Origin of the sequence: Lonsdalea populi (genome assembly GCF_015999465.1) — a bacterium.
Classification (GTDB): Bacteria; Pseudomonadota; Gammaproteobacteria; order Enterobacterales; family Enterobacteriaceae; genus Lonsdalea; species Lonsdalea populi.
The window spans coordinates 1,822,971-1,849,743 of sequence record NZ_CP065534.1 but is presented as its reverse complement, the minus strand read 5'-3'; the positions used below and the strand labels follow the sequence as shown (position 1 = coordinate 1,849,743).

Here is a 26,773-nt window from a genome sequence, read left to right as displayed (position 1 = left end):
CCATGGCATTCATCCCTCGTTTTCTTTTTCTGCGGAACTGAATGCGATCTCCTAACCACTTATTCGGCAATCACCTTTTATCCAAGAACCTCTCCGGGAGACGACTATGTTGGGCAATATCAGAAACATTGATCATAAGACGGTGGCAGAAGTCCCTATGCCGACCGTATCCGGCGAAGGCCGGGCGGTGTCCCAGGGACATACCTCCGTCGCCGGACAGAAAGCGGCCGGCTCGTTGGCGCAGGAGGGAATGCGGCTGGCGTCAACGCCTCGCGTCAGCCAGCCCGCGAAACACCCTGAGGCGATGGGATCGCAGGTCGGGCGCTCTCCCAATCTCCGCGACATGAGAGACGCCATCGACCGTGCGATGCAGCACACGCCCGGAACCGATCCGGCGGCTGGACCACCGGTCAAAACCGTCACCACGCTACGAGATCTGTTGCAGCGTTCTCCGTCGCGCGAGGGGGGATCCAGCGCCGGCTCATCCCGAACGGCAAGCATGCATAGCGCGGTTTCTCATTTCGATGAGGCGTCGAGCTCGAACGCCAGTCAGGCACCTGCGGCGGTAGGTCTGGGGCTCTCTTTGGATAAAAAAGGTAAGGTCATCATGGGCGACGATGTACCAGCCCCGCTGAAAACGGTGCTCTCACAAACGATTGGTAAACACGATCTGCCGTTTGTGGCGCACCACAAGAACCCGAACGGCACCCATCATCTGTTGATGGATAAAATAGGGCGAGTGTTTAGCCTTCATTACGGCAAACACGGTATGGTCGGTTTGCATAGCAGCGCACCCTCGCGAAAAGACAGTGAGCTGCTGCACAGTAAAGGGGCGGCAGGCTACTCCCTGCATGTGTCTGAAACACAGGTGCGCACCGAGGCCAAGCTCAACGGTAAAGACGCCGGATCGCTGTCGCTGCCGAATCCCCCCGGCGGACTCCAGTCGCAACTTTCCGGGATTTTTCTGGACGATCATGACGAGGCGCTGCGCCTGCACGATGGCAAACTGTTCAGCCTGAGCCCCGATGGCGTCTGGCAGCAGAAAGACGATCGCAAGCACGCGCAGCTGTCCCGTCAGGCGGACGGCGGACTTTATGCGGTGAAGGAAAGTCACACGCTGAGCAACCTGTCGACCGGCGTAGAATCGGCGGCCTTTGCCGACAATATTTCTTCATTCTCCTCCAACCTTGACGGACAGACGGTGGTCTTGACGACGCCAGACCGTGGGGCGAGCACGCTTCATTTGTTGCCGGCATTGAACGCCCCCAAGGCCGAGCACCGCACGCTGCAACTGGCTTTGAACGGCGCGAGCGCGTTGGAACGCGGCAGCGAACAGGTGGATGCCAAAGCCGTAGGGCTTGATCGGCAACAGCTATTGGTGGCCGATCACGAGGGGCAAGTTTTTGTCGGAACGTTGCCTCAGGATGGAGGGCGGCGGGTCGATTTAACCCCCTTGCACAGCCCGGATCTGGAGGGCTCTCTGGGAAAAGGTCATCACACGGAGGGCTTTGTCAGCAACGGCGAAGGCAGTCTGCTCGCGCTGGTCAAAGATGCGCACGGGCATAAGCATCTTGCCGCCCCAGCGCAGGAAGGCGGCGGCTTCAAGCCGGGGTGGAATCTCAGCGATTCGCTGGTGGTGGACCACAAAATGGGGCTGCTTCACGTTGCGCCGCCCTCGTCGTCCGTCATGGATATGGGACGCCTCGGCGTGATGGCGCTGCATGAAGGCAAAGTGCATTACGTGGACAGCACCACCCGTAGCTGGACGCCGACCTCGATTTCCGCCAGTCAGCTCAAACGTGGTTTGGATAATCAGCCCTACGTCCTGCATGACGGTCAGGTCAAAGCGCTCTCAATCAATCAGAAGGCGGACAGCGTCGTTCATGGCGACAGCAATGTATTTGCTCTCAGCCACGCGCGCAATACGCCAAAGGCCGGCGATGCGCTGCCGGGACTGGAAAAGGAGCGTGGTGCGGTCGCGCTAACCGTGGTGAACGTTAATCGGTTTATCTCCGCCAATTCAGCGGGCGAAATCCAGCTGCATCAGGTCCGTCCCGGCACAAACCGGGAATCGGCGCCTGCCACGGCGTTGCCCAAGGACGGACTAACGGGCGAGATTGTCGATCTGGCGCTGGATCGCGACAGCAACCTGTTCGCGCTCAACAAAGAGGGCGCTTTATTTACCTTGCCGCGCGAGTCCTGGCAGGGCGACCACGCCGGCGCTGCCGGCGCGCGATGGCAACCGGTGGAAACGCCAGGGGGGGGTAAGATTGAACGGCTGGATACAACGCTGGAACATGACCTGCTGGTACATCAGAATGACCGTCAGCAACGTCTAACCCAAGGCGGATGGAAGGAGCATCAGCCGAACACGGCAATTACCTCGACTCAGCCGCGCGCGGCGGAAACGGTTTACGAGCGATTGAGCGGCAACGTAAAAGCCATCGCTATCCCGGGAACCGGATTGACGGCGAAACTGGATACGCAAGTTCTGGGGCAAATGGCGCAGGAAAACAAAAAGACCAACAGCAGTTTTGTCGATCGTATGCGCGCGAATGTCATCAAGCTGCCGGCTGAGCTGGGCAAGAGCGTGGGCGATGGCATTCAGCACCACTTTAAAGGCCGGGCGGGGCTGCATCCGCTCTATTCCGCTCATTCCTCGGTCTTCAAGCGGCTGGAGGTACTGAATACGCAACATCAGCGGAGTCCGCAGATAAACAGCGTCGACCTGAAGACCAAGTTGAGCCAGTTGGATCTGGGCGACGCCGGCAAGCCCATGATGGAGGCGCTGCATCTGTTCCATCAGGATTTGGAACGCAGTTCTGGCAACGCGGCGCGGTTGCTGGGCAAACATCAGGGCCTGATCAACGCCCAAGGCGAAATTAACCATCAGTTCACCCCATCTGCGCTGAAATCCGCTATTCAAGGCATGAATTCGCACCGTTCCGGGAAAAACCTCAGCGAGGCGTTGATGACGGCGACGCTGGCGCATCCTTCATCGACGGATAGCAAGGCGACCGCGTTGTTAAAGCAGTTCATCATGAAGAGGGTGGATATGAGCTACCAGAGCGACAAGGTGCTTCAGGGAGCGCACCGCGACGTGCATGATGCGATGGCGCTGACGAAATCGCGGCTGACGCTGGACACGCTGACTATCGGCGATCTGCATGGCATCGTGGATAAGCTGGCGGGATTCTCCGGCGCCTCGCCGACGAGGGCGGAGCTACAGCCGATGCAGGACGCGCTGGCGCTGCTGCGGGATCATCAATACGGCCATAACGAAGTGAAGCGCGCCACGGACATGGGATTTACCAGCTTCTCATCGCTGGAGGCGGACTACGACGCGGTGAAAACCTTTACCCGCGCCTTCAAGGACGAACGGCATGCCGTCAGCGTCACGTCGCGCACCTCGTTGCAGGCGGACGATCAGGGGCAGTTGGCCCAAAAAATGAAAGACACCGTGCTGTCGCTGAATGCCGGGGAAAGTATCAGCTTCAACCGGAATTACAACGCGGGGGTGAGCTCGGTCTATGTGATGCCGACTCAACTGGCCAAGGTAACCATCAACCATATTCCGTCGCCGCTGATCGCCAGCGGCGGAGTGACGGGCGAGCGCGGCTACAGTTTGAGTTTCAGCCGGGGGGATAACGGCATTGATGTGAGCTTTGGCCGCACCGGCGGCCTGAGCGCCAAAGCTGGAGCGATCGTCGGTCATGAACCCAAGGCCACGAAAGAAAATCTCATACTGGATGGCGACCATACGCTGACGTTCGACCTGAGGATGGGCGTCAGCGGTTCCGCCACGATTGGCTCGACCCGACAGAACGGCCTCAGCTTCACGTTGAGCGAAAAAGAGCTGCCGTCATTTATTGATGAGTTGACGCGAGGGGAAATCAATCCGCTGGAACTGGTAAAGAAAGGGACAGAACACCAGGTTAAGCAGGGGCTTTCCGTGAAGTTCGATGTGGACGGCGCATTCACTCTCGACGGCCGCGCTGCGGTCAACATGACGGATAACGACAACAAAACCTTCTCCACCACTACCCGGGCTTCGCTGGGCGTCAGCGGGGGCGTCAACGTGCTGTCCGCCAGTCACGAACACAGCACGATCCGAGGCGATCTGAATGAGAAAAACACAACCAGCAATAACCGGGTGCGGTTCTTTAACCAGGCTTCCGCAGGCGCGAACGCCGCGCTCTGGGCGGGTATGGCGACAACGCAACCGGGCAAAGGTACGCTGCCGGCAGGATTCGGCACTGGCGTCTCGGCCACACTGTCTGTCGACACCAAAACCAGCCACAGTATCGCTCTGAAGATCAAAGTGGCGGAGCCGCTACAGAAGAGCGACATTGAGGAACTGACGGCTTCGCTTGAGAAAGATTTTGGCGATGTGGAAACCCAACAACTGCTCGGCGGCGTAAAAAAGCTGGACGACATCGACGAGCAACTGGCCATCATGAATCGACACTTTGACGCCAAAACGCCGCAGAGCGATGGGCAATACAGCGCGATTCAGTCGCTCGACAAAGCCGTTCGGCAGCAGTCAGCGGCCAGGCAGCAGGCGGTCACGCTCTCCAGCGTTAGCCACAGCGCCAGCTACGCCAACTTATCGAAGTTGGACAGCAACGGCGTGCTGCACGCGTTGCGCAAGCTGGTGAGCGATAACCTGCCGCCCACCAACGCCGAACGTATCCACGCTTTCATGAACGACGACCCGACGTTAAAAGCCGTGATTACCCATCTACAGGCGCGGCCTAACGTTTCCGCCAGCGTGAATTTGGAACCCAAAGACGCAATGAAAGCGCTGGTGGAGAAGGGGATTCAGAACAATAGCCTGAGTAAAAAAAACATCGTCGACCTGTTCAAAGACAGCAACAACCTGCGTATCGGCTCGATCAGCTTTACCGAAACGGTAAAGAAAAAAGAGGGCTTCACGTTCCCCACGCCTATCATCGGTGCGTCCAGCAGCGTGGACGTCAGTATGAGCAAGTCGCTGGGAGAAATTCATTTCTCCTATGGACAGAATCAGAATACGCCAAGGCACTTTAGTCTGGCAGGCGAGATCGCGCGGGCTAATCCAACCCTGGCTCAGGCGCTGAACAGCCTGCATCAGGAAGGCATTACGCTGGCGAAACACTAATACACGATGGCACATGCAGAAGGAGCCCCACAATGCATTCCCAACAACAGGTCGCCCGTTTACTGCAGGCGTTTGGACAGGCCACACAAACCTCATTGAGGCTGGATAATGGGATTTGCGTGCTTAATGACGAGCACGGCGAAGAAGCGGCGGTGATTGACGTCCCGGCACACAGCGAACAGCTATTACTTCACTGCCGGATAGCCTCGCTTGATGGCGCGGATGGGGTAGACGAAGTGGCGATCTTTCGTCTGATGCTGCAACTTAATTTCGAAATGGCGGCAATGCGCGGTTGCTGGCTGGCGTTGGATGAGTTCAACCAGCTGCGGTTGTGCTTTCAGTATTCACTCAGCGGGTTGGATGAACATCGTTTTAACGCAGTGCTTTCCGGATTTATGCAACAGGTGAAGGAGAGTCGGGACTTTATTATCTCTCTGCTGGGGCAAATGCAGGCGGCGTAACGTATGCGGATCGTACTGGCTTAGTGGAGCGGCGCAGCGTTCATCATAGCAGGCTTGGCCGTTAGCCTGATGTCGTCACTGGAACCGGTGATGACGTCAACCTGATCCTGAACGCTTGTATTCAGCGCCGTTAAATCGCTTCGACGTCAATGTGAATGGCGTCGTAGCGCCAGTATTCGTGGTCGCAATCGATGATTCGGTCTGACTGATCCCGGTTGATACGGGTGATAAATAGCGCCGGGCTGCCTGCCGCCACGTTGAGCGCCGAGGCGGCGAGAGGCGGAGCCGGCGTCGGCAGCATGGTGAATCGAACCCGGCCATAGCGGATGCCATAGCGCGTCTCGTAGATATCGGTGAGAGATTGCGTGAGATCGGACGGAAAAATGCCCGGAAAGAAAGCGGGATTCAGGTAGTGCTCCACGTACAGCACCGCGCGTTCGTCAACGCGTCGCAGGCGGCGGATTTGGTAAACCATCGCGCCCACGGGCAGCGTCAACTGCTGGCCTATCACGTCGCTGGCGGCGATCTCGCAAGCGTCCAGCACCTCTGTAGCGGCGCGGCGTCCCTGCTGTTCGACCATGGCGTGAAAATGGCTGCGCTGCAAGGGGTTATAGACGATCCGCGGCGGAGAGATAAACCATCCTCGACGCGGCTCCCGGTAAATCACTCCTTGAGACTCCAATTGCAGCAGCGCCTCACGCAGGGTAATCCGGGTCGTGGAGAACTGTTCGCACAACGTTCTTTCCGAGGGCAGACGCGCCTCGCTCCGCCATGTTCCTTTATCAATTTGCGACAGCAGCGTCTGGCAGATCAGCGCCACGGTGGTCGAAGATTGTTGCATGAGTTCGTCAGCCTATTCTGGAGCACGACTTGCACCAGCATGGGTACACCGCCGTTTTTGATCAGAACGGTATATTGCCACGCAGTCGTCAAAAGGTCTTGCCCGGACCGTCATGGGCAGCCAGGAGTATAGCGCGTTAATTTCTACACCGTTCATCCCGCAGTCAATAGGGGCGACTGACATATAAATTTCATCTTTGGGGAGTAGATTGGCGTGGATTTTGCTGGACTAGACCAGTGTTCATTCTTATCACCAGGAGCATTCAAGATGAAAAACAGGGTTGCAACCGTATTAACGACAGCCTTCGTGCTGTCGCTTTCTCCCGCTCACGCGGCCGAAGGCTACGTCGCCGAGCTGGAGCAGGCGGCGCGGGCGGAAGGACAGGTGAACAGCGTGGGGATGCCGGACAGCTGGGCGAACTGGAAAGACACCTGGAAAGACCTGAACTCACACTATAACTTGCGCCACACGGACACGGACATGAGCTCCGCTCAGGAGATCGCCAAGTTCGCCGCAGAAAAACAGAATGCCAGCGCGGATATCGGCGATGTGGGCGCTTCGTTTGGCCCCGTCGCGATGCAAAAGGGCGTCACCCAGCCCTACAAACCCACCACCTGGTCGCAAATTCCCGACTGGGCCAAAGATAAAGACGGACACTGGGCGCTGGCGTATACCGGCACCATCGCCTTCATCGTCAATAAGCAGCTGGTCAAAGATGTGCCCCACAGCTGGGCCGACCTGAAAAAAGGCAGTTACACCGTCACTATTGGGGACGTCAGTTCGGCGGCTCAGGCCACCAACGGCATACTGGCGGCTGCCTATGCGATGGGCGGAGATGAGCGCAACCTTAAACCGGGGCTGGATCTGTTCGCCGACTTAGCCAAGGCTGGTCGGCTTGGTCTGACCAACCCGGTCATCGCCAATATCGAAAAAGGCGAAGTGCAGGTCGGGGTGGTATGGGACTTCAACGGCCTCAACTACCGCGACCAAATTGATAAAAACCGCTTTGTCGTGCTGATCCCGTCAGACGGCTCGGTGACGTCCGGCTATACCACGATTATCAACAAGTATGCCCAGCATCCTAACGCCGCCAAACTGGCGCGCGAATACATCTTCTCGGATGCCGGTCAGATCAATCTGGCGCGCGGCTATGCCCGCCCGATTCGCGCAGAGCATCTGTCGCTGCCGGATGATGTGAAAGACAAGCTGCTGCCGGCTGAACAGTATCAGTCAGCCCGTCCCATTGCCGACCCGGCTGCCTGGGAGAAAAGCGCGCGTCTGCTGCCGCGTCAGTGGCAGGAATCCGTCATGATCAACATGCAGCAGTAATCTGCCGGGGAGGGAGCAGGTATGAAATGTATTCTGGTCGTGCTGGACGGGCTGAATTATCAGGTGGCGCGCGATGCGATGGGATATCTGCAAGCGCAGTGCGATGCGGGACGGGGGCGGCTCTATCCGCTGACCAGCGAACTGCCTTCTCTCTCCCGGCCGCTGTATGAGTGCATCCTGACCGGCGTGACGCCCGTGGAAAGCGGCATCGTGCATAACGACGTTCAACGATTGTCGAATGAGCGGAGCATTTTCCATTATGCCCGTGACGCCGGGCTGATAACCGCAGCGGCGGCTTATCACTGGGTGAGCGAGCTGTATAACCGGACGCCGTTTGACCCGCCGCGTGACCGCCATACGGCGGATAAGCATCTACCCATCCAGTACGGTCATTTTTATTACGAGGACGACTACCCAGACTCCCATTTGTTGATTGACGCCGAGAGCTTGCGGCGGACCCATCGTCCGGACTTCCTGCTGGTGCATCCAATGAACATTGATGATGCGGGCCATCGGTACGGCCTGTCGTCCCCGCAGTATCGGAATAAGGCCCGGAAGGCCGACGGCTATCTTTCGCTGAGGTTGGCGGACTGGTTGTCGGCAGGCTATCAGGTTGTGATCACCGCGGACCACGGTATGAATGACGACCGCAGCCACGGCGGTGTGCTGCCGGAGGAAAGGGAGGTCCCGCTGTTTGTGTTCGGCGATGCGTTTTCCTTGGTTGACGCGTCGCTGCGCCAGACGGAACTATGTGGAACGATCTGCGAGGTTCTGGGGGTGCCGCACGATAAACCTCGCTGTTCCGCGCTGCTTGCTGACGTAGCGGGAGCGAGACGATGAAGAAAAAAGGGTTGGCGATGTTTTGCCTGCTACCATTCGCCGCGTGCTTTATTGCTTTTCAACTGGTGCCGCTGGGATGGATCGCCGTCAACAGTTTCTACAGTGACATCAACGCCAGATGGGGCTGGGATAACTACCGGGATATTCTGACGTCTCCGTTTTATCTCCAGGCGATACGGTTTTCTCTGGATATTTCGCTGTACTCCAGCCTCTATGGTTTGTTGGTCGCACTCATCGGCAGTTACTCCCTCAGTCAGCTCCGGCATGGTCGCCTGCATCGCTGCGTAATGGCATTCACCAACATGACCAGCAATTTCGCCGGCGTGCCGCTGGCGTTTGCTTTCGTGATTCTGCTGGGGCTGAACGGCTGTCTGACGCTATTGTTGAAACAGCTGGGGTTTATGGAGACGTTCAACCTCTATTCCCGCTCCGGCCTCATCGTTCTCTATACCTATTTTCAGATCCCGCTTGGCGTTCTTCTGCTGTACCCCGCCTTCGACGGTCTGAAGGCGGAGTGGCGGGAGTCTGCGGCGCTGCTCGGCGCCGGGCGTTATCGCTACTGGCGATATATCGGACTGCCCATCTTGATGCCGGCGCTGGCAGGCACCTTCGTGATCCTGCTCGCGAATGCGCTGGGCGCATATGCCACCGTGTATGCGCTGACCAACGGCAACTTCAACATCGTGCCTGTCCGTATCGCGGCGCTGGTCGCGGGTGATATCTCGCTGGATCCTAACCTCGGGAGTGCGCTGTCCATGCTGCTGGTGGTGTTGATGACGCTGATTACGGTGCTTCATCAATGGCTGATTCGTCACAGCTATCTGAATGTAAAACGTTAACGCATCGTGGAGAACGGTCATGTCTCTCTCTGAACGCGTCTACCACCGTTTCGTGGTGGGAACGCTGCTGTTCGTTCTGGTGCTGCCGCTGGCGGCAACGCTGGTTTATGCCTTCGCCACCCAGTGGGGCTCCACCGTATTGCCGGAGGGTTTTACGCTGAAGTGGATGAAAAGTTTATGGATGGACCCGCGTTTTCTGACGGCGCTGTGGCATTCATTGTTGATCTGCGGCGCTTCGCTGCTGCTGTCGCTGGCGTTGATTCTGCCGGCGATGTTCGTCATCGCCTATCAGTTTCCTCGTTTGGATGCGGTGATGAACGTCCTGATTTTGTTGCCTTTTGCCGTCCCGCCCATCGTTTCCTCCGTGGGGCTGCTGCAGTTGTACTCTTCGGCGCCGCTGATGCTGACCGGCACGCCATGGATCCTCATCGGCTGCTATTTCACCATCGCGCTGCCGTTTATCTATCGGGCCATCACTAACAATCTACAGGCGATTAACCTGCGCGAGCTGATCGATGCCGCCCACCTGTTGGGGGCGAGTACCTGGCAGGCGGCATGGAGGGTGGTGCTGCCCAATCTGCGTAAAGGCGCATTTATCGCTGTCCTGCTGTCTTTCTCCTTTCTGATCGGCGAGTTCGTGTTCGCCAATCTTCTGGTAGGGAGCCGCTACGAAACCCTGCAGGTCTACCTGTTCAACATGCGTAACGGTAGCGGACACTTCACCAGCGCGCTGGTGATCTCCTACTTCTTCGTTGTGCTGGTGGTGACGTGGCTGGCGAATTTGCTGAATAAAAACAAGGGATAAACATGGCTTATCTGCAAGTGACGCAACTGAATAAAAGTTTCGGGTCGACCTCAGTTTTCAACCAGATCGACTTCATGGCGGAAGAGGGGGAATTTGTTACGCTGCTGGGCCCGAGCGGCTGCGGCAAATCTACGTTGTTGCGTTGTATTGCCGGTCTGACGCCGGTCGACAGCGGGCAAATCCTGCTCCAGGGCCAGAATATCGTGCCGCTCTCGCCCCAGAAGCGGGGAATTGGCATGATCTTTCAGAGTTACGCGCTGTTTCCCAATATGACGGTGGAGGGCAACGTCGCTTTCGGGTTGAAGATGCAAAAATTGTCGAGCGGCGAGGTGCATCGCCGAGTGGCAGACGTTCTGGCGCTGGTGGAACTCGAGACGTTCGCCCGGCGTTATCCGCACCAGCTTTCCGGTGGCCAGTGTCAGCGAGTGGCGCTGGCGCGATCCCTGGTGACGCGCCCCCGGCTGCTGTTGCTAGACGAACCGCTTTCCGCGCTGGATGCGCGTATTCGCCGCCATCTGCGAGAGCAGATCCGCACTATCCAGCGTGAGCTGAGGCTCACCGCGCTGTTCGTAACGCACGATCAGGAAGAAGCCTTAACGCTGTCCGATCGCATCGTCCTGATGAATAAAGGCGAAATCGTGCAAAATGGTAACGCGGCGCGATTGTATACTCAGCCGGTTAATGCATTCGCGGCCGGCTTCATTGGCAACTACAATCTGTTGAGCGCGGAACAGGCTTCCCGGCTGACCGGGCAGACATTTACGCAACAGGTGGCTATTCGCCCTGAGTCAATCACGTTGACCCACCCGCAGCAGGGCGTAGCGGCGATTATCGTCGGCCATAGCCTGCTTGGCAATGTGATCCGCTATCGGGTGAGGGTACAGGAATTCGAATTGCAGGTGGATACGCTCAACCGCTCGATGGAACTGGTTTACGATGAGGGCGCTCAGGTGGGATTACTCCTCGATCTGGCGACCATTCAGGAGGTGGCATGACGTTAATTTGTACGGACAGAGAGCCTCACAAAGCCTAAACAGAGCCTCATTACCGCCACAGAGAGACGTTTTAAGGTTGATAACGACAAGCGGATTCGGGACGATTGATAGCATGCCTCCGCCGATGCTCTTCATTGGCGAGCCGGCTGCGACAAAACGCGGAAAACGGTTGGACGCTTTTGCGACACATGACGTATTTTGGCTACATCACTGGCGATAGGAAACGGTCGATCGCTGAAGGTTAAGGAGCTCTCTGTTTTGTTGATATTGCTGCACTTATTGTCCGCTGTTTCGCTGCTGGTGTGGGGGACGCACATTGTCCGCACCGGCATCATGCGAGTGTATGGCGCAGGACTGCGTCGTATGCTCAGCAAGAACGTCAGTCACAAACCGCTGGCTTTTATGGCGGGCATTGTGGTCACGGCGTTGGTACAGAGCAGCAACGCCACTATGTTGTTGGTCACATCGTTTGTCTCGCAGGGGTTGATTGCGTTGGCACCTGGGCTGGTGATTATGCTGGGCGCGGACGTCGGGACCGCGCTGATGGTACGTATCCTGACCTTCGACCTCTCCTGGCTCTCCCCGCTGCTGATCTTCAGCGGCGTCGCACTGTTCCTTAGTCGTAAACAGGCCCGCATCGGGCAGATGGGGCGTGTATTGATCGGCCTTGGGCTGATCCTGCTGGCGCTGGAGCTGATTGTAAATGCCGCCACGCCGATTACGCAGGCGGCTGGGGTCAAGGTTCTCTTCTCTTCGCTGACGGGCGACATCCTGCTGGATGCCTTGATTGGCGCCCTGTTTGCCATCGTCAGCTATTCCAGCCTGGCGGCCGTCTTGCTGACCGCGACGCTGACGGCGACCAGCGTGATCTCGCTGAAGGTCGCGCTGTGTCTGGTGGTCGGGGCCAATTTGGGCAGCGGAATGCTGGCGATGATCAACGCGAGTAAACAAAGTGTTGATGGTCGCAGGGTTGCGCTGGGTAGTCTGCTGTTCAAGCTCGCTGGCTGCGTGGTGGTGCTGCCTTTCGTCGAGATGCTGGCGGTGGAGATGGAAAAACTGCCCGTCAGCGCAGAGAATCTGGTCATCTACTTCCACGTGGTTTACAACCTGCTGCGTTGTTTGCTGATGCTGCCGGTGACCGGACGCATGGCGGAGTGGTGCCAGATGCTGCTGCGCGACAATCAGGAGGAAGACCCGCGGCTGCGTCCGCGGCATCTGGATCTCAGCGTATTGGATACCCCGGCGCTGGCGCTGGCCAACGCCGCTCGGGAGACGCTGCGGATGGGAGACATCGTGGAAAATATGTTGATCCTCACCCACGAAATGATGCACGGCAACTATCTTCAGGAGAAAACCATTCGTCGTCTGGATGACGATGTCGACGTGCTCTATACCGGTATCAAACTTTATCTGGCGCGGATGGCGAAAGACGATCTCGGTGAAAGCGACTCTCGCCGTTGGGCCGAGGTTATTGAGGTCACGATGAATCTGGAACAGGCGGGCGATATTCTGGAAAAAATGGCCGGCGATATTCGCGCTAAAGCGCAGGCATCGCGCCGGGCGTTTTCCGCAGAAGGGCAAGAGGAGCTGGACGCGCTTTACTCCCGACTGCTCGACAACCTGCGGCTGAGCCAGACCGTGTTCTTCAATAACGATATCGCCAGCGCGAAACGTCTGCGTCGCTCCAAACACCGCTTCCGCATAATGGATCGCCGGTTCGCCCATGCGCACGTCGAGCGTTTGCGGCAGAAGAACGTGCAGAGTCTGGAAACCAGTTCGCTGCATCTGGGGCTGTTAGGCGACATGAAGCGTCTGAACTCATTGTTTTGCTCGGTAGCCTACAGCGTGCTGGAGCTGGACAATCAGCATGATGAAGAACGCGACGCGGTAGAAGCCAACTAACGGCGGTTGCCGCTATTCGATTTCTCGACAGCAGTGAGAGAATGTGGCGGGGGAAACCAGGGCTTCGCGATGACGTGGGGAAGCCCTAGAGAAAAGAGAATCGCGGCGTTAGTGGCGTGAACTGTCGTTGCAGCCGCAGCCCCAGTTTTTCAGCTTGCTGGTTTTCCCAATGCCGGGATTAAGCGTATTGGTGGGATCGTTCTGCTGATAAAACGCTTTCAACGGCGGTTTGGCCTGATAAAGATGGCCGACGTTGTGCTCCGCAGGGTATTCAGCCCCTCGCTTATCGAGCAGTTCCAGCATGTGCGCCTTCAGCTTGTGGGTATCGACGCCTTTTTTTACGATGTAATCCTGATGGAATACGTGGCACATGAAGTGTCCGTAATAGAGGCGATGCACCAGCTGATCGCTGATTTCCGGCGGCAGATGCTCAAACCACTCCCGGTCGTTACGGCGCAGAGCGATATCCAGCGGCAGAATATTCTCCACCTCGTGACTATGTACCGCGTGATAGCGTATGGCGGCTCCGGCCGCCGCGAACCGATGTAAGAACGCTTTGTTGCCTTCCTCCGGCGTACAAGCGAAAAATTCGCCGTCTGCCTCGCGGAAATAGCTTTCCAGCCAACGATGCGCCTCTTCAATGCCATCTCCCGCCATTTTTAACATCAGGTGATGCTCATAGCGGTCGCGATAGGCCCGCATACGCGCAGGCAACTGAGAGGGCAGCAAACGGCTAAGCAACTGCATGGTGCGATCCACCAGGTGCGACGGCAGGAACGGAATCTTATCGAAAATGGCGTCCATCCGACCTTTAAGGTTAAAGAACATAGGCATTTTATCGGTGCCCAGCTTGTCGATCATGACGAAGGTGTCTTTACCATAGACCTCGGCCATGTTGAACATATCCCGGTGGAGATACTCTCCGGCCACCGGCAGGTGCGTAAAATGCGCCAGAATATGGCGACGCAACTCGGTCAGAACTTCCGGCTGATTGGTGCCGATGTAGAATACCTGTTGGGATTTTTGCGCCGGAAACGTATCCAGCCGCACGGCGAAGACGGCCAGTTTACCCGCGCAGCCTGCTGCTTCGTACAGACGGCGTTCGTCGGCGTTGAAGCGTGAAGGGGTATCGGCATCCACGTCCCGGACGCGTTCGGCGTATTCATGGTCGGACGCCTGGCGCTCATCGTTGACCACGTCCGCCTCGGTGTATTGATGTTGTTCCAGACGAATCAAAATTTGCTCCGGCGTCTCTCCCAGATTAATCCCCAGATGATTGACCAGTTCTACCCTGCCTCGATCGTTCACGCGTCCGTACAGCGCCATCTCCGTATAGGCGGGACCGCGATGCACCAGCGAACCGCCGGAGTTATTGCAGATCCCCCCAATGACCGATGCGCCGATACACGAGGAACCGATTACCGAGTGCGGCTCGCGGCCTAATGGCTTCAGGACGCGCTCCAGATGCCAAAGCGTGCTGCCGGGGAGCGCGACGATTTGTCGTCCTTGATCCAACAGTTGCACCTTATCCAGTCTGAGGGTGTTGATGATAACGATTTCACGGTCATAGCCGTCGCCGCTGGGGGTCGAACCTTCCGTCAGTCCGGTATTGGCGGCCTGCATAATGACAATCCGATCCGCTTCTACGCTGGCTTTGAATACTTTCCACTGTTCCAGTAGCGATCCCGGAAAGACGACCGCCAACGCATTCCCCTGACCGGAGCGGAATCCCTTTCGATAGCGTTCGGTTTTGCGCGTGTCGGTGAGGATATGAGATTTGCCGACGATACGGGTGAGGGTGTCTATAAACTCCTGGGCGTTTACGCTAAACGTAATTGAAGTAGCATGATCCTGCATGAGAGTCCGTCCTGTTAATTAATCTTATGATTTCTTTAGAAAGGATAGTGCTTATTCAGAATTTTGCGCGTATCCCCAACTCGCTCGGTAAGCTATTGTATTGGCCGCTCACACGGAGGGGGGGAGATCGTTTTTTAACCGCTTCCCAACGTGAATAACCTGTTAATGGATAAGTTAAATTCATCTAATTATCACCACAGAAAAGTTGTGCTTGGATGGCATACTTGACGACTGCAATTCAGTGTGTGGCGCGTGCGAAGGTGGTGAAACGGGGAGTCATAGTGTGTAAACGTTTCCTTATCTGTGCCTGTCATTGGCCGGAGCAAATGTTCAATGTTTACTTCGTTGTGCCGATAAGACAAAAACCCCGGGCTAAAGTTTATGTTTCCCATCATTTCTGGTTTTCCTGATGAAGACCCCTGACATGAGCACTATCGGTGACTGGCCATGACGGCGGCGCAAATATCCATTCGTGTACCCATGCAGTTAACCTGGTGTCTGGGGCTGCTTAAAAATAGAGATTGCTGCAGATGGACTTATCTCAAAGGAATGGATAACCCGTCTGCACGGAGGATATATCAATGAAGATGGAAGGTCCGGTCGCGAATTACTGTCACATATTGCTACCAGCTCTGGAGCAGACGATGCTTGCCGTCGTCCTGATTGATGAATGCGACCGCGTCCTATTTTTTAATGCGGCCGCAGAAAGACTGTGGGGATACTCGCGCGACGAAGTGCTCGGGCGACATATGCGCCCGCTGTTGCCTAAGGACATGCGCGAAGTACATACCCGTTACATCCGCAGAAACCGCCAGGCAAGCTCTCCTCGAGCGGAAGCGATGAGCCGGGAGATCCTCATGGAAAAACGTAATGGGCAGCAGCTATGGGTGAAGTTTTTCCTGTCTAAAGTCGATGTCGACGGACGTATCCATTTCATGGCGCTCGCGCGTGATATCACGGACGAGGTCGCCCGTCGGGAAGAAACCCGACTGCTGTTGCTGGCGATCAACAACACTGACCGCGCCGTCTGCGTGTTGGATGCGTCTCGACGGATCGTTCAAATCAACCGGGCATTCACTTCACTGTTTGGCTATACGGCCAAAGAGTCCATCGGCAAAGGTCCGAGCGAACTGCTGGCTAGCCCACGCACAGATAAATCGTTATTGGATAAACTGCGCACCAAAACCCAGGACTGGTTAGGCGTGCATGGCGACATCCTGACGCTGACCAAAGACGGCCGAGACGTCTGGGTGCGCTTTTCCGTTAATCCTATTGTTGACGAGCGAAACAACGAACTCATTAAAAATTATGTGGTCGTGCTGTCGGATGTTACCAAGGAACGTCTGATTCAGGATCTGGAACGCGATGCGCTGGAGGCGCTGACCAGCAGCCTGTCGTTCAACGAACTCGGTAATTTCCTGTGTCGCCGCATTGAAATGATTGTTCCCGATGTGCTGGTCTCCGTCTCTCGGGTTGAAGACAACAAACTGCGTCCTTGGGCCGCGCCCAGTTTTCATGACTCCTACGGTACGGAGTGGGAAGGCGTAGAAATAGGCGAGGGCGTCGGGGGCTGTGGAACGGCCGCGTTCAGGGGCGAACAGGTGATGGTGGATGACATCGAAACCGATCCCCTGTGGGCGCCTTACAAACACCAAGTGTTGCCGCATGGCCTGCGGGCCTGCTGGACCTACCCTATCAAACAGCGCGATGGCCGGGTGCTTGGCACCTTCGCCTTTTATTTTCGGCAGGGCTTAAAACCGAATACCTTTCTTGAACATATCGCCGACGCGAGCATTCACCTGTGTACGTTGGCGATAGAACGGGAAGAGAACCGTCATCAGATGGCTCGGGTCGTCAGATTCGATGCGCTCACCGGCTTACCGAATCGCAGCTACATGCATTGCCACGTGGATGATTTGCTCGCTTCATCCAGCCAGAAGATCGGTTTTTTCAATATGGATCTGGATCATTTTAAAGATATTAACGACATGTTTGGCCATGCGGCGGGCGATCAGGTGCTGGTGGCGATGGCCAACCGATTGCAGTCGTGGATACGTCCGGATGAGTTCATCAGCCGTACCGAAACCGACCAGTTCGTCATCGTCATGCCAAATTTTGACGTCACGCGGGCATCGGCTCTGGCGAGCCAGGTCCTTAGCATTGTACGAGCGCCGATCAAAATCAGCGGCCATCAGCTAAGTTTATCGGCCAGTCTCGGTATCAGCCAGTATCCCGAAGGCGGCGCTACGAGAGAAGTGCTGCTGACGAATGCCATGAACGCCATGTACAAAGCCAAAAAGTCTGGCGGCAATGTATTCCGATTTTTCAGCGCCGAAATGAACGTGCTGGCGCGCGAGCGATTGTTGCTCGGCGCCGCGCTGAAATCTGCCGTAGCCCATCGTCAGTTGCATCTGCACTACCAGCCTCAGGTGTGCACGCGTAGCGGAAAACTATTTGGCGTTGAGGCGTTGGCCCGCTGGCATCATCCCGAATTCGGCGATGTGCCGCCCGACCGGTTTATCCGTCTGGCGGAGGATATCGGCGAGATTGACGGCATCGGCCGCTGGGCGTTGGAAGAGGCCTGCCGCCAGATGGCCGCGTGGCGGGCTGAGGGCATTCGAGTACCGGTGGTATCGGTGAATCTCTCTTCGTATAACTTTAATCATCCGGATCTTCCTGCTTATGTGGCTCGCCAGTTGCAGACCTACGGGCTCGCGGGGTCGAACCTGACCATCGAGATCACCGAAAGCCTGATGATGGCGCTGACGGATGAAACGCTGGATATCCTTAACCGCATACGCGCGTTGGGCGTTGGACTGTCGGTGGATGACTTTGGTACTGGCTTCTCCAGCTTGTCTAGCCTCGCTAACCTTCCTGTTACGGAAGTCAAAATCGATCGCAGTTTCATCGACCAATGCGGAAAGCAAAACCGGCTGCGTTCGGTGGTGCATGCCGTCATTGGTATCGGACGTAGTCTGGATTTGATGGTGGTGGCGGAAGGGGTGGAAACGGACGAACAGCGCAGATTATTGATCGCGTTGGAGTGCCCGGTGGTGCAGGGCTATTTGTTCTCAAAACCGCTGCCGCCTAATGCCTTGAACCAGTGGATGGCGTCCTCATGCCCGAGTAAGCAGCATTGAACGACGTACGACCGTGAGCCGGGCTGCCGCCCCGAACCCCGTCGGGAAGCGCCTGCGCAGCAGGCATCGCGCGGAAACGGCGCTGGCGTACATCGCCAATATCCGCAAGATGCTCCACGCGCCGATGAAAGCGGGTGATCTTGCCGCACAAGTGATGCAGGCTCGGGGATGGAAGCCTCGCCCAGCCTGGTTCGCCTTGCCTTCGCGGCCTGCGGCCTTGACCAAGCGGCGCTGCCTCTTGGAACGTCGTTCTTGCCGAAGGAGTTCCTGCAAGCGCTGGCCCAACAGGGTGGAACCATCCCAGGACAACACGCAGCTTGGCGTGCCCGAGCGTCGCTATGTGACCAATATCAGCAAGGCTCAGGAACTGGGTACAGGTCTTGAACGGGTCACCGATGCCCACGTGCGCATGAGCCTTCAGCTACAGGCGGCCTTCGGGCTGAGACGTAAAGAACCGCTGCTGTTCCAGCCCGACTATGCGGATCGGGGCGATCACATCGTCCTCAAGGGATCGTTGACGAAGGGCGGACGGGAGCGAACTGTACCTATCACCACGACAAAAGGACTGCCAGATAACAACACTTCAAGCCGTATGAATGATTGGAAGTCGGTGTGAAAGCCGTCTGAGGATCGAAAGACATTCCTCATGAAGGCTGGAACGTCTGCGCCCGTCCCGAAAGACTGCCAGAGGCAGCTGCAAAGTAGTTGGATAGGGTTTAATGGCTACACGGGTCGTACCTTCTACTTGCAAGCTGCGCGATTGTACGGGGGCCAGCCCTACACCCAAGCCAGCTGCGATAAGAGAACACTGACTGTGCAGTCTAGTTGCGGTCTGGGCTGTATTCATGGGATGCCCTGCCAACCGACACAAATCTCGTATTGCAGCGAATAGGACCGGGCCTTGCTTCTCAGGAAAGAGCACAAAAGGATTGGCGGCTAGTTGAGAAAAGGAAACAAAGGGTTTGCTAGCCAAATCGTGCTCTGATGGTAGTAAAGCATCAAAGTGGTCACGAAAGAGCAGTTCATTCACGATACGGTCTGGTTGTTCGACCGGTGGATGGCCCAACCCAATGTCGATATCACCGCCAGAAAGTAAAATTAGTTGTTCCTGCGTTGACGCTTCTATTAGTTCTGTGTTCACGTCAGCATGCGTGGCACGTAGTTCACGCAGCATAGCTGGCAGCAAATAATACAAGGCTGCGGAGACAAAACCGATACGTAAAATGTGTTTCCCCTGGGCCGAGGCGGCACGAGCTAGCCCCTTTGCTCGCTGCTCACCCCTTACTAGTTCAAGGGCCTCTAGTCGAAAAACCTCACCTGCATTAGTGAGTTGTACCTTGCGGCTGGTACGAAGGAACAACGATGTGCCCAGTTCTGCTTCCAATCGTGCAATCACCCGGCTTAGATGCGGCTGGGCCATGCCCAATTCTTCGGCAGCCTTGCCGAAATGCAGTGTCCGAGCAACGGCCAGGAAATGGCGTAGCTGACTAAACTCCATTGATACCTCCGCATACATCAGTCGATGCCTTTTAATGACATTGATAACATCACATTCCACTCTTAAGCTCAATTTCTAACAATTTCTAGTTGTCTAACTGAGGGTAAGCATATGAAACATATACTGACCACGGCTTGCATGAGCCTTTTGCTGGCATTTCCCTGCATGGCCGAAACCGTCCGGCATGACTTCACCATCACCAATGAAGACGGCCTAAGAATATTTATTCGTGAATTGCGTGACACAGCATCAACATCCGATCGCGGCCCCATGTTGATGATCAATGGTGGTCGATCAGGAGTGCTGGCCAGTTGGGATGTGGATGCTCCCAGCACATCGGCGGCACAAGAGATTGCAAAGGCAGGACATCGGGTATATCTAATGGATATCCGAGGATTTGGTCGCTCGGAATTCCCCCCCGAAATGCAGGATACCCCTGAAGCGCGCAATGGTCCCGTCGCCGTCAGGTCAAACGAGGCCGTGCGTGATATCTCCGCAGCGGTGAAGGAAATCCGTCGTCGGCATCCTGGTGATGAACGGCTTGTTGCCATTGGCTGGGCGACGGGTTCTCAGTGGCTGGGCCATTATGCCAGCCTGTATCCGGAGCGTATCTCGCATTTGATTTACTACAACGCGGCCTATGGTGGGCCACCGGGGAAATGGCCGTTACAGCAGGAGTTTGGTGATCCACTGTCACCGACAGAGTTGGATCGTTCCCGGTTCGGTGCCTATCGGTTCGCAACCGTGGAGAACTTGGTTGGACGTTGGCGCAGCGAGGGAGTCAACGAGGAGTTCCTCGCACGCTACGCACAGTTGTCGATGGAAGGCGATGCGACCACCAACACACGCAAACCGCCCAGCTTCCGATTCCCGTCAGGTCCTACATCGGATACGCTAAAACTGGTGAACGGACACCAATTATTTGACGCGTCATTCATTCGTTCCCATGTACTAATACTGCGTTCGGAACGTGACTTCTGGTCGCGTCCGACTGATGTAACGACACTGAAATCACACCTGACAGAGGCTGAATCAATAACCACAGTCCAGATAGCAGGTGCCTCTCATTACGTTCACCTGCAACCCACGGCAGATCGTCAGAAATTCCTGGATGCCATATTGGCTTTTACAGAACCGCTTGCGAAACGAGCGCAGGGTGGTTCTACCGTTTCGTCCGACCCGCATTTCATTAATTGAGGATGCAGTTATGATGCCCCAGACTCGTCTTTGCCGAATTTTAGATCCTCCCAAATAGTTAGCCCAATTCTGTAGCAAAGATCTTCTCTGTACCAGCAACAGTGCCTTGTTGTAGATTGCTCGCATCTTGTTGCTCTGCACATGAGCCAGTTGCCGCTCAATCGCATCAGGCCTGAATCCGTACTACGGCAATGGCCTGCGTCGACAGCGTGCTGACATGATCACGCTAGGCCTTCATCTTTTCCAGGGTCGACGCCACAACGCATCACCAAGATAGAACTCGTCCCACTCGGCATCCGCCGCCTCCCCAGGGCGGAAGGCGGTCAGCGCGATCAGGAGCAGCGCAGTTTCCGGATACCCTCTGTCGTCACGCAAGGCGTGATAGAACCTCTGGATCTGCCACTGCCTTGCTTTCGCTGGCTGGCACACGCGACAGACCGCGAAGACTGGGAATCGGGTTCGAAAAGGAGGTGAGTCATAGCTTGACGCTAGACGCTTCAAGCCAATGCAAACAGGTATCTGTAGGTGAGTGTTCAGCGAGCGATCTTGCGCAGGTTTTTATCAGGTATAAAAGTGCTTGATTTAGAGTGCGCTCTATCTTCCAGGATCATCACATAGAATTTCATCTGACCATTAATGAAGTCGCCAAATGTACGGGCCTGACAGCCTACACCCTGCGTGACTACGAGCGTATCGGCTTAATCCCGAATTTTCTGGACTTTGATGAACAATAGGAACGCTCAGCAGAGCGTATTGTTTAGCGACCCATTGATTTCAAAAGGCCTGCCCAATCCACCGAGCGCTCCTGAGTTCCGAAAAATTCGTCAGACGTTAAACAAGAAGTTCATGATGTCGCCGTCTTTCACTATGTACTCTTTACCTTCTGAACGCATTTTGCCGGCTTCTTTAGCGCCTTGCTCACCTTTGTAAGCGATGAAGTCTTCATAGGAGATGGTCTGGGCGCGGATGAAGCCTTTTTCGAAGTCGGTGTGGATCTTACCGGCGGCCTGAGGAGCCGTGGCGCCGACAGGGATAGTCCACGCACGTACTTCTTTTACCCCAGCGGTGAAGTAAGTCTGCAGGTTGAGCAGCTCGTAGCCTGCGCGGATCACGCGGTTCAGTCCCGGTTCTTCCAGTCCCAGCTCAGCCATAAATTCATCGCGTTCTTCGTCATCCAGCTCGGCGATATCCGCTTCAACGGCGGCACAAACGGCAACCACGACGGAACCTTCTTTCGCTGCGATTTCACGCACCTGATCCAGGTACGGGTTATTTTCGAAGCCATCTTCGTTGACATTGGCGATGTACATCGTCGGTTTCAGCGTCAAGAAGCTCAAATAGCGGATAGCGGCTTTTTCTTCGTCGCTCAGGTCAATAGCGCGCAGCATACCGGCGTTTTCCAACTGTGGCAGGCATTTTTCCAAAGCTGACAGCTCAGCTTTAGCGTCTTTATCGCCGCCTTTGGCTTTTTTCTGGATGCGGTGGATAGCGCGTTCGCAGGTATCCAGGTCGGACAACGCCAGTTCGGTGTTAATGACGTCGATATCATCAGCCGGATCGACTTTGTTGTTAACATGGATGATGTTGTCGTTTTCGAAACAACGAACGACATGGCCGATCGCTTCAGTTTCACGAATGTTGGTCAGGAACTGGTTGCCCAGACCTTCGCCCTTAGAGGCGCCTTTAACCAGACCGGCGATATCCACGAACTCCATCGTGGTGGGCAGGGTGCGCTGCGGTTTGACGATTTCGGCCAGTTTGTCCAGACGCGGATCCGGCATCGGTACAACGCCGGTGTTCGGTTCGATGGTACAAAACGGGAAGTTGGCCGCATCAATACCTGCTTTAGTCAACGCGTTGAAGAGGGTGGATTTACCCACGTTAGGCAGCCCAACAATACCGCATTTGAATCCCATGTTTACATCACCTTAAATAACTTGTTAATCAGACTGTTAATGCAACAGCCCGTCTGAATACGAAAATTACGCCCAATTATACACAAATGCAGGGGCGTTATGCGACTGACCCCATCAAACCTTAAGATGCCTTGAAGGCATGCAGCCGATTCATCGCTTTGACCATGCCTTCGCGCAGCATGATTTCGCTACAGCTTAAGGCTTCATCAATGGACTGATCGATCAAAGTCTGCTCGCTGACGGGCGGTTTGCCCAGAACGAAACCAACGACTTTATTTTTGTCACCCGGATGGCCGATGCCGATACGCAGTCGGTGAAAATTCGGGTTATTCCCGAGTTTGCTGATGATATCTTTCAGCCCATTGTGACCACCGTGGCCGCCACCCAGCTTAAGTTTGGCGACACCGGGCAACAGGTCCAGCTCGTCGTGTGCGACCAGAATTTCATCAGGCTGGATGCGGTAAAACGTCGCCATCGCCGCCACGGCCTTGCCGCTAAGATTCATAAATGTGGTCGGCACCAATAAACGAACGTCATGTCCCGCTAACGCCAGGCGCGACGTGTAGCCGAAAAATTTGCTTTCTTCTTTGAGCGGCTGGCGGTGGGATTCGGCCAAACGGTCGATATACCAGGCGCCCGCGTTATGGCGGGTAGCCGCATATTCAGCACCCGGATTCGCCAGCCCCACAATCAGTTTGATACTGCTCACGATACTTTTCCAGATAGGGCGTTACGCCAGTAACGCTGAAGTCAGAGACAAATAACAGGCCCGCTAGTTTACACTCAGGGGGAGGGGATCACCAATATCACACCCGCCCCAGGGTATAAAGCCGCTATTTGTCCGCAGACTGACAATAAATTGTAGGTAAGATGACTGTTTTTTATTCATTTTATGTGATCGTCTCCGCAACAGCGACTGGCACAGCGCCTATAATTTTGACTAATAAGAGGGATTGCTAGGATATCCCCGTTATCAGTCAAACCCTTTCAGGAGGTGGATATGAGACGCAAACATGCTGTTATGACAGGAAATCTGCTGATGAGTATCGGCCTCGTGCTGATGGTGGCCAGTGTCGCTTATGCCATCATCAGCCAATTGCCGGATTGGCACCTGCCGGGATCGGGGCGCTATCTGGATTTGATGGGAATATTTTCCGGGGCGATCGTCTGGCTCATCGGCGCACGCATTGGCGGTAGGGATTCGGTGTCGGACCGCTATTGGTGGGTTAAACATTTCGATAAACGTTGTCGCCGTACAGAGCGTCTTCCCTAACGGTTCGTCAACGTAGGGCTGCACCAACAAAAATGCCACCGGAAAATCGATGGCATTTTCTTACATCACTGACGTGAACGATTAGTGTTCGAACATGGCAGAGATTGATTCTTCGTTACTGATGCGGCGAATGGCTTCAGCCAGCATGCCTGATAACGTCAGCGACCGCACATTCGGCAGCGCTCTGATGTTATCAGCCAGAGGGATGGTGTCGCAGACAATCACTTCATCAATCTGAGAATTTTTGATGTTGTCGTGGGCATTGCCGGAGAAAATTGGATGAGTGGCGTAGGCAAACACACGTTTCGCACCGCGCTCCTTCAACGCTTCTGCAGCTTTGCACAGCGTACCGCCGGTATCAATCATGTCATCCACCAGGATGCAGTCACGACCCGCGACGTCACCGATAATATGCATCACCTGAGAAACGTTGGCGCGAGGACGACGTTTATCAATGATGGCCATATCCGTATCGTTAAGCAGTTTCGCAATGGCGCGAGCGCGAACGACACCGCCAATATCCGGAGAGACAACGATCGGGTTATCCAGATCTTGCTGCAGCATGTCTTCCAGCAGGATTGGGCTACCAAATACGTTGTCTACCGGCACATCAAAGAACCCCTGGATCTGCTCAGCATGCAGGTCAACCGTAAGAACGCGGTCAACACCTACGCTGGAAAGGAAGTCAGCGACAACTTTTGCCGTAATCGGCACACGAGCGGAGCGGACGCGACGGTCCTGGCGAGCATAGCCGAAATAGGGGATTACCGCGGTAATTCGTCCAGCAGAAGCACGGCGCAGAGCATCAACCATGACAACCAGCTCCATCAGGTTGTCGTTGGTCGGTGCGCAGGTGGACTGGATAATGAAAATATCACCACCACGGACATTTTCGTTGATTTGCACGCTGACTTCACCATCGCTAAAGCGACCGACGGCGGCGTCACCAAGGCTGGTGTACAAACGGTTAGCAATACGTTGCGCTAGTTCCGGGATGGCGTTACCAGCAAAAAGCTTCATATCAGGCACGAGAAGAACCTCAAGCTTGCGTCCAGAGAAATACTCGACCCACTGGGTAGGAAGAATATGCATACGGGTATGGGTAAAGAGCGTTAAAACACCACTGATGCCGGTGGTTTTTTAGCGACCCTCGGGTAGTCCGGAAAGCGTTTGTTGCAAGGGAGATACATTAGCACCGCGAGCAATAAAACCGTTTAAATTTTCCGGGGCTTGGTCGAGCACATGACGAGCAGCAGACTCGGTGTCGAACTCTGCAAACACACAAGCGCCTGTGCCGGTCAAGCGCGCCGGGGCGTATTCTAACAGCCATGAAAGTAGCTGTTCAACCTCACGAAAACGTTTTCTCGCTACAGGTTCACAATCATTGGCGAAGGGATAAGCCAATAACGCCTGCAATGTACGCACCGGTGAATCCCGCTTGAGATCGGGAGCGTTGAATATCTCCGGCGTCGAGATGCTGATGCCAGGGTGGGCGACCAGATACCATTTTTCTTCCGGCTCGACGAACGTCAGCGCTTCGCCGATGCCTTCCGCGAAGGCGGCGTGACCACGAATAAACACCGGTACATCTGCTCCCAGTTGTAAACCCAGCTCTGCCAGCGTTTCGGGTGGCAAGCCGCATTTCCACAAATAATTTAGCGCAACCAGCACGGTGGCGGCATTCGACGAACCGCCGCCCAGTCCGCCGCCCATCGGTAACCGTTTAGCGATGGCGATGTCAGCGCCGGAGAATGGTCGGTTTTGCTGACGGCAATACGCCTGCAGCAATGTGGCCGCTCGAACGATGAGATTTTGCTCAGCGGGAACGCCGTTCATGTCGGTCAACAGCGAAATCGTTTCGCCCGCCTGAGGGATGATGGTTAACGTGTCACCGTAATCCAAAAACTGAAACAGCGTCTGCAGATCGTGATAACCGTTAGCCCGACGCCCGGTGATATAGAGAAACAAATTCAGTTTGGCCGGAGACGGCCAGGTTATTTTATTCGTCGACATGGCTTACTGAACCATCCAGTTGTCCATTCGCAGCTTGATGCGCCGTTCGCCCTGACTTAATTCGAGGCTCTTCGGCATTGGCATAATGCTATCGGTGTACTGCTGATAATTGACGTTCCAGCTCTGTCCGCCTTGTTGATAGGTTACTGTGTGCAGCAGATAGTGTTGGTCGAGCGTAAACTGCTGGGCGTCGCCGGGCAGGCCTACAATCCATTGGCGCAGGTTATTTATCGGGATATCCATACCGGTCAACTGGCGCACCATGTCTTCGGCATCTTTTCCCACGTAACGTTTTCCCTGGCCATCGGTAATCTGGACGCTATTCGGCTGTGCTTTCAACTCCAACTCGGTGCTGCCGAGAGGGTTGGTCAGGAGCAGACGATAGTTTTGCGCAGAAGTTTGTTGCCAGAAGAAGCGGGCATAAAGTTTTTGCCTATCTGAAATATAGGCAAAGGATCCGCGGGTCTCATACTGGCTCAAATGTTGTACTTTTTGTTCATGCTGCCGCCACTGTGGGGAAGTCGGACTTTGCCCGGGTAATTCTGGCTGTCGCGTACTACAGGCCGTTAGCAAAATACTCGCGAGAGGCAGTAATTGCAGGCAACGGACACATTTTTTTGACATGGATATGGGGTCCTCTGGAACAGGAAAAATGCGGGATAAGGTGTCACGCTAGCGGGCTTCATGTTTATCGTCAATGATTGTTATCGCCGCCGAAAATTATTTA

General features: G+C 55.5%; 22 protein-coding genes. 13 read left to right on the top strand and 9 right to left on the bottom strand.

Annotation, left to right across the window (positions count from 1 at the left end; translation table 11 throughout):
- The first annotated feature begins 106 nt into the window (after positions 1–106).
- Positions 107–5,140, top strand: coding sequence for an AvrE-family type 3 secretion system effector (locus I6N93_RS08015; RefSeq protein ID WP_085684068.1), 5,034 nt, complete (start codon positions 107–109; stop codon positions 5,138–5,140).
- Between the two features lie 32 nt (positions 5,141–5,172).
- Complete coding sequence (locus I6N93_RS08010; RefSeq protein ID WP_085684070.1) at positions 5,173–5,601, top strand: type III secretion system chaperone; 429 nt, start codon at positions 5,173–5,175, stop codon at positions 5,599–5,601.
- A 130-nt stretch (positions 5,602–5,731) separates the two neighbouring features.
- Here the strand turns inward: I6N93_RS08010 and I6N93_RS08005 are convergent, their stop codons facing one another.
- Complete coding sequence (locus I6N93_RS08005) at positions 5,732–6,442, bottom strand: UTRA domain-containing protein (RefSeq protein ID WP_085684072.1); 711 nt, start codon at positions 6,440–6,442, stop codon at positions 5,732–5,734.
- A 267-nt stretch (positions 6,443–6,709) separates the two neighbouring features.
- Here I6N93_RS08005 and I6N93_RS08000 point away from each other — a divergent pair, with 267 nt between their 5' ends.
- From I6N93_RS08000 to I6N93_RS07975, 6 genes are all read left to right on the top strand, one after another.
- Complete coding sequence (locus I6N93_RS08000) at positions 6,710–7,771, top strand: extracellular solute-binding protein (protein ID WP_085684074.1); 1,062 nt, start codon at positions 6,710–6,712, stop codon at positions 7,769–7,771.
- 21 nt (positions 7,772–7,792) lie between these two features.
- Positions 7,793–8,611, top strand: coding sequence for an alkaline phosphatase family protein (locus I6N93_RS07995; RefSeq protein WP_085684076.1), 819 nt, complete (start codon positions 7,793–7,795; stop codon positions 8,609–8,611).
- Positions 8,608–9,450, top strand: a complete 843-nt coding sequence (locus I6N93_RS07990; protein WP_085684078.1) for an ABC transporter permease — start codon at positions 8,608–8,610, stop codon at positions 9,448–9,450. The genes I6N93_RS07995 and I6N93_RS07990 overlap by 4 nt, the downstream gene beginning before the upstream one ends.
- A 19-nt stretch (positions 9,451–9,469) precedes the next feature.
- On the top strand, positions 9,470–10,255 hold the full coding sequence (locus I6N93_RS07985) for an ABC transporter permease (protein ID WP_085684080.1): 786 nt from the start codon (positions 9,470–9,472) through the stop codon (positions 10,253–10,255).
- 2 nt (positions 10,256–10,257) lie between these two features.
- Positions 10,258–11,250: an ABC transporter ATP-binding protein gene (locus I6N93_RS07980; protein ID WP_085684082.1), complete on the top strand. Its 993-nt coding sequence runs from the start codon at positions 10,258–10,260 to the stop codon at positions 11,248–11,250.
- Between the two features lie 258 nt (positions 11,251–11,508).
- Entirely contained in the window at positions 11,509–13,152 is a 1,644-nt protein-coding gene (locus I6N93_RS07975) for a Na/Pi cotransporter family protein (protein WP_085684084.1), read from the top strand.
- Between the two features lie 108 nt (positions 13,153–13,260).
- Here the strand turns inward: I6N93_RS07975 and dld are convergent, their stop codons facing one another.
- Positions 13,261–15,009, bottom strand: a complete 1,749-nt coding sequence (gene dld / locus I6N93_RS07970) for a D-lactate dehydrogenase (protein ID WP_085684085.1) — start codon at positions 15,007–15,009, stop codon at positions 13,261–13,263.
- 581 nt (positions 15,010–15,590) lie between these two features.
- On the opposite strand from dld, the gene dosP reads away from it, so the two are divergent.
- Positions 15,591–18,149, top strand: coding sequence for an oxygen-sensing cyclic-di-GMP phosphodiesterase DosP (gene dosP, locus I6N93_RS07965; RefSeq protein ID WP_099017384.1), 2,559 nt, complete (start codon positions 15,591–15,593; stop codon positions 18,147–18,149).
- Positions 18,150–18,162: 13 nt separating this feature from the next.
- Positions 18,163–18,765 carry an integrase domain-containing protein gene (locus tag I6N93_RS07960; RefSeq protein ID WP_232100137.1) on the top strand — a complete coding sequence of 201 codons (603 nt, stop codon included), beginning with the start codon at positions 18,163–18,165 and terminating at the stop codon, positions 18,763–18,765.
- Here the strand turns inward: I6N93_RS07960 and I6N93_RS07955 are convergent.
- On the bottom strand, positions 18,733–19,647 hold the full coding sequence (locus I6N93_RS07955) for a LysR family transcriptional regulator (protein WP_085684493.1): 915 nt from the start codon (positions 19,645–19,647) through the stop codon (positions 18,733–18,735). The two genes, I6N93_RS07960 and I6N93_RS07955, sit on opposite strands and share 33 nt — an antisense overlap.
- Before the next feature lie 111 nt (positions 19,648–19,758).
- On the opposite strand from I6N93_RS07955, the gene I6N93_RS07950 reads away from it, so the two are divergent.
- Positions 19,759–20,844 carry an alpha/beta hydrolase gene (locus I6N93_RS07950; protein ID WP_085684087.1) on the top strand — a complete coding sequence of 362 codons (1,086 nt, stop codon included), beginning with the start codon at positions 19,759–19,761 and terminating at the stop codon, positions 20,842–20,844.
- A gap of 234 nt (positions 20,845–21,078) precedes the next feature.
- Here the strand turns inward: I6N93_RS07950 and I6N93_RS07945 are convergent, their stop codons facing one another.
- On the bottom strand, positions 21,079–21,219 hold the full coding sequence (locus tag I6N93_RS07945) for a hypothetical protein (RefSeq protein ID WP_197669195.1): 141 nt from the start codon (positions 21,217–21,219) through the stop codon (positions 21,079–21,081).
- Between the two features lie 212 nt (positions 21,220–21,431).
- Between I6N93_RS07945 and I6N93_RS17455 the strand changes: the two genes are divergently transcribed.
- A complete protein-coding gene (locus tag I6N93_RS17455; protein ID WP_085684089.1) occupies positions 21,432–21,578 on the top strand; it encodes a MerR family DNA-binding transcriptional regulator in 147 nt (48 codons plus the stop codon).
- A 90-nt stretch (positions 21,579–21,668) separates the two neighbouring features.
- On the opposite strand, the gene ychF is transcribed toward I6N93_RS17455, so the two are convergent.
- Both ychF and pth read right to left on the bottom strand, forming a co-directional pair.
- Positions 21,669–22,760, bottom strand: a complete 1,092-nt coding sequence (ychF, locus tag I6N93_RS07935; RefSeq protein WP_085684091.1) for a redox-regulated ATPase YchF — start codon at positions 22,758–22,760, stop codon at positions 21,669–21,671.
- 121 nt (positions 22,761–22,881) lie between these two features.
- Positions 22,882–23,469 (bottom strand): aminoacyl-tRNA hydrolase, encoded by a 588-nt coding sequence (gene pth, locus I6N93_RS07930; protein WP_085684093.1) that lies wholly within the window; start codon positions 23,467–23,469, stop codon positions 22,882–22,884.
- A 291-nt stretch (positions 23,470–23,760) separates the two neighbouring features.
- Here pth and ychH point away from each other — a divergent pair, with 291 nt between their 5' ends.
- Complete coding sequence (gene ychH, locus I6N93_RS07925; protein WP_085684095.1) at positions 23,761–24,033, top strand: stress-induced protein YchH; 273 nt, start codon at positions 23,761–23,763, stop codon at positions 24,031–24,033.
- Positions 24,034–24,114: 81 nt separating this feature from the next.
- On the opposite strand, the gene prs is transcribed toward ychH, so the two are convergent.
- From prs to lolB, 3 genes are all read right to left on the bottom strand, one after another.
- Positions 24,115–25,062, bottom strand: coding sequence for a ribose-phosphate diphosphokinase (gene prs / locus I6N93_RS07920; RefSeq protein WP_123225434.1), 948 nt, complete (start codon positions 25,060–25,062; stop codon positions 24,115–24,117).
- 111 nt (positions 25,063–25,173) lie between these two features.
- Entirely contained in the window at positions 25,174–26,046 is an 873-nt protein-coding gene (ispE, locus tag I6N93_RS07915) for a 4-(cytidine 5'-diphospho)-2-C-methyl-D-erythritol kinase (RefSeq protein ID WP_085684098.1), read from the bottom strand.
- 3 nt (positions 26,047–26,049) lie between these two features.
- Entirely contained in the window at positions 26,050–26,670 is a 621-nt protein-coding gene (lolB, locus tag I6N93_RS07910; RefSeq protein ID WP_085684100.1) for a lipoprotein insertase outer membrane protein LolB, read from the bottom strand.
- Between the last annotated feature and the right edge of the window lie 103 nt (positions 26,671–26,773).

What these genes read in the sequence shown, in the direction of transcription:
- I6N93_RS08015 (WP_085684068.1), top strand. Translation starts at nt 107, where the DNA reads ATGTTGGGCAATATCAGAAACATTGATCATAAGACGGTGGCAGAAGTC.
- I6N93_RS08010 (WP_085684070.1), top strand. Translation starts at nt 5,173, where the DNA reads ATGCATTCCCAACAACAGGTCGCCCGTTTACTGCAGGCGTTTGGACAG.
- I6N93_RS08005 (WP_085684072.1), bottom strand. Translation starts at nt 6,442, where the DNA reads ATGCAACAATCTTCGACCACCGTGGCGCTGATCTGCCAGACGCTGCTG.
- I6N93_RS08000 (WP_085684074.1), top strand. Translation starts at nt 6,710, where the DNA reads ATGAAAAACAGGGTTGCAACCGTATTAACGACAGCCTTCGTGCTGTCG.
- I6N93_RS07995 (WP_085684076.1), top strand. Translation starts at nt 7,793, where the DNA reads ATGAAATGTATTCTGGTCGTGCTGGACGGGCTGAATTATCAGGTGGCG.
- I6N93_RS07990 (WP_085684078.1), top strand. Translation starts at nt 8,608, where the DNA reads ATGAAGAAAAAAGGGTTGGCGATGTTTTGCCTGCTACCATTCGCCGCG.
- I6N93_RS07985 (WP_085684080.1), top strand. Translation starts at nt 9,470, where the DNA reads ATGTCTCTCTCTGAACGCGTCTACCACCGTTTCGTGGTGGGAACGCTG.
- I6N93_RS07980 (WP_085684082.1), top strand. Translation starts at nt 10,258, where the DNA reads ATGGCTTATCTGCAAGTGACGCAACTGAATAAAAGTTTCGGGTCGACC.
- dld (WP_085684085.1), bottom strand. Translation starts at nt 15,009, where the DNA reads ATGCAGGATCATGCTACTTCAATTACGTTTAGCGTAAACGCCCAGGAG.
- dosP (WP_099017384.1), top strand. Translation starts at nt 15,591, where the DNA reads ATGAAGATGGAAGGTCCGGTCGCGAATTACTGTCACATATTGCTACCA.
- I6N93_RS07955 (WP_085684493.1), bottom strand. Translation starts at nt 19,647, where the DNA reads ATGGAGTTTAGTCAGCTACGCCATTTCCTGGCCGTTGCTCGGACACTG.
- I6N93_RS07950 (WP_085684087.1), top strand. Translation starts at nt 19,759, where the DNA reads ATGAAACATATACTGACCACGGCTTGCATGAGCCTTTTGCTGGCATTT.
- ychF (WP_085684091.1), bottom strand. Translation starts at nt 22,760, where the DNA reads ATGGGATTCAAATGCGGTATTGTTGGGCTGCCTAACGTGGGTAAATCC.
- ychH (WP_085684095.1), top strand. Translation starts at nt 23,761, where the DNA reads ATGAGACGCAAACATGCTGTTATGACAGGAAATCTGCTGATGAGTATC.
- ispE (WP_085684098.1), bottom strand. Translation starts at nt 26,046, where the DNA reads ATGTCGACGAATAAAATAACCTGGCCGTCTCCGGCCAAACTGAATTTG.
- lolB (WP_085684100.1), bottom strand. Translation starts at nt 26,670, where the DNA reads ATGTCAAAAAAATGTGTCCGTTGCCTGCAATTACTGCCTCTCGCGAGT.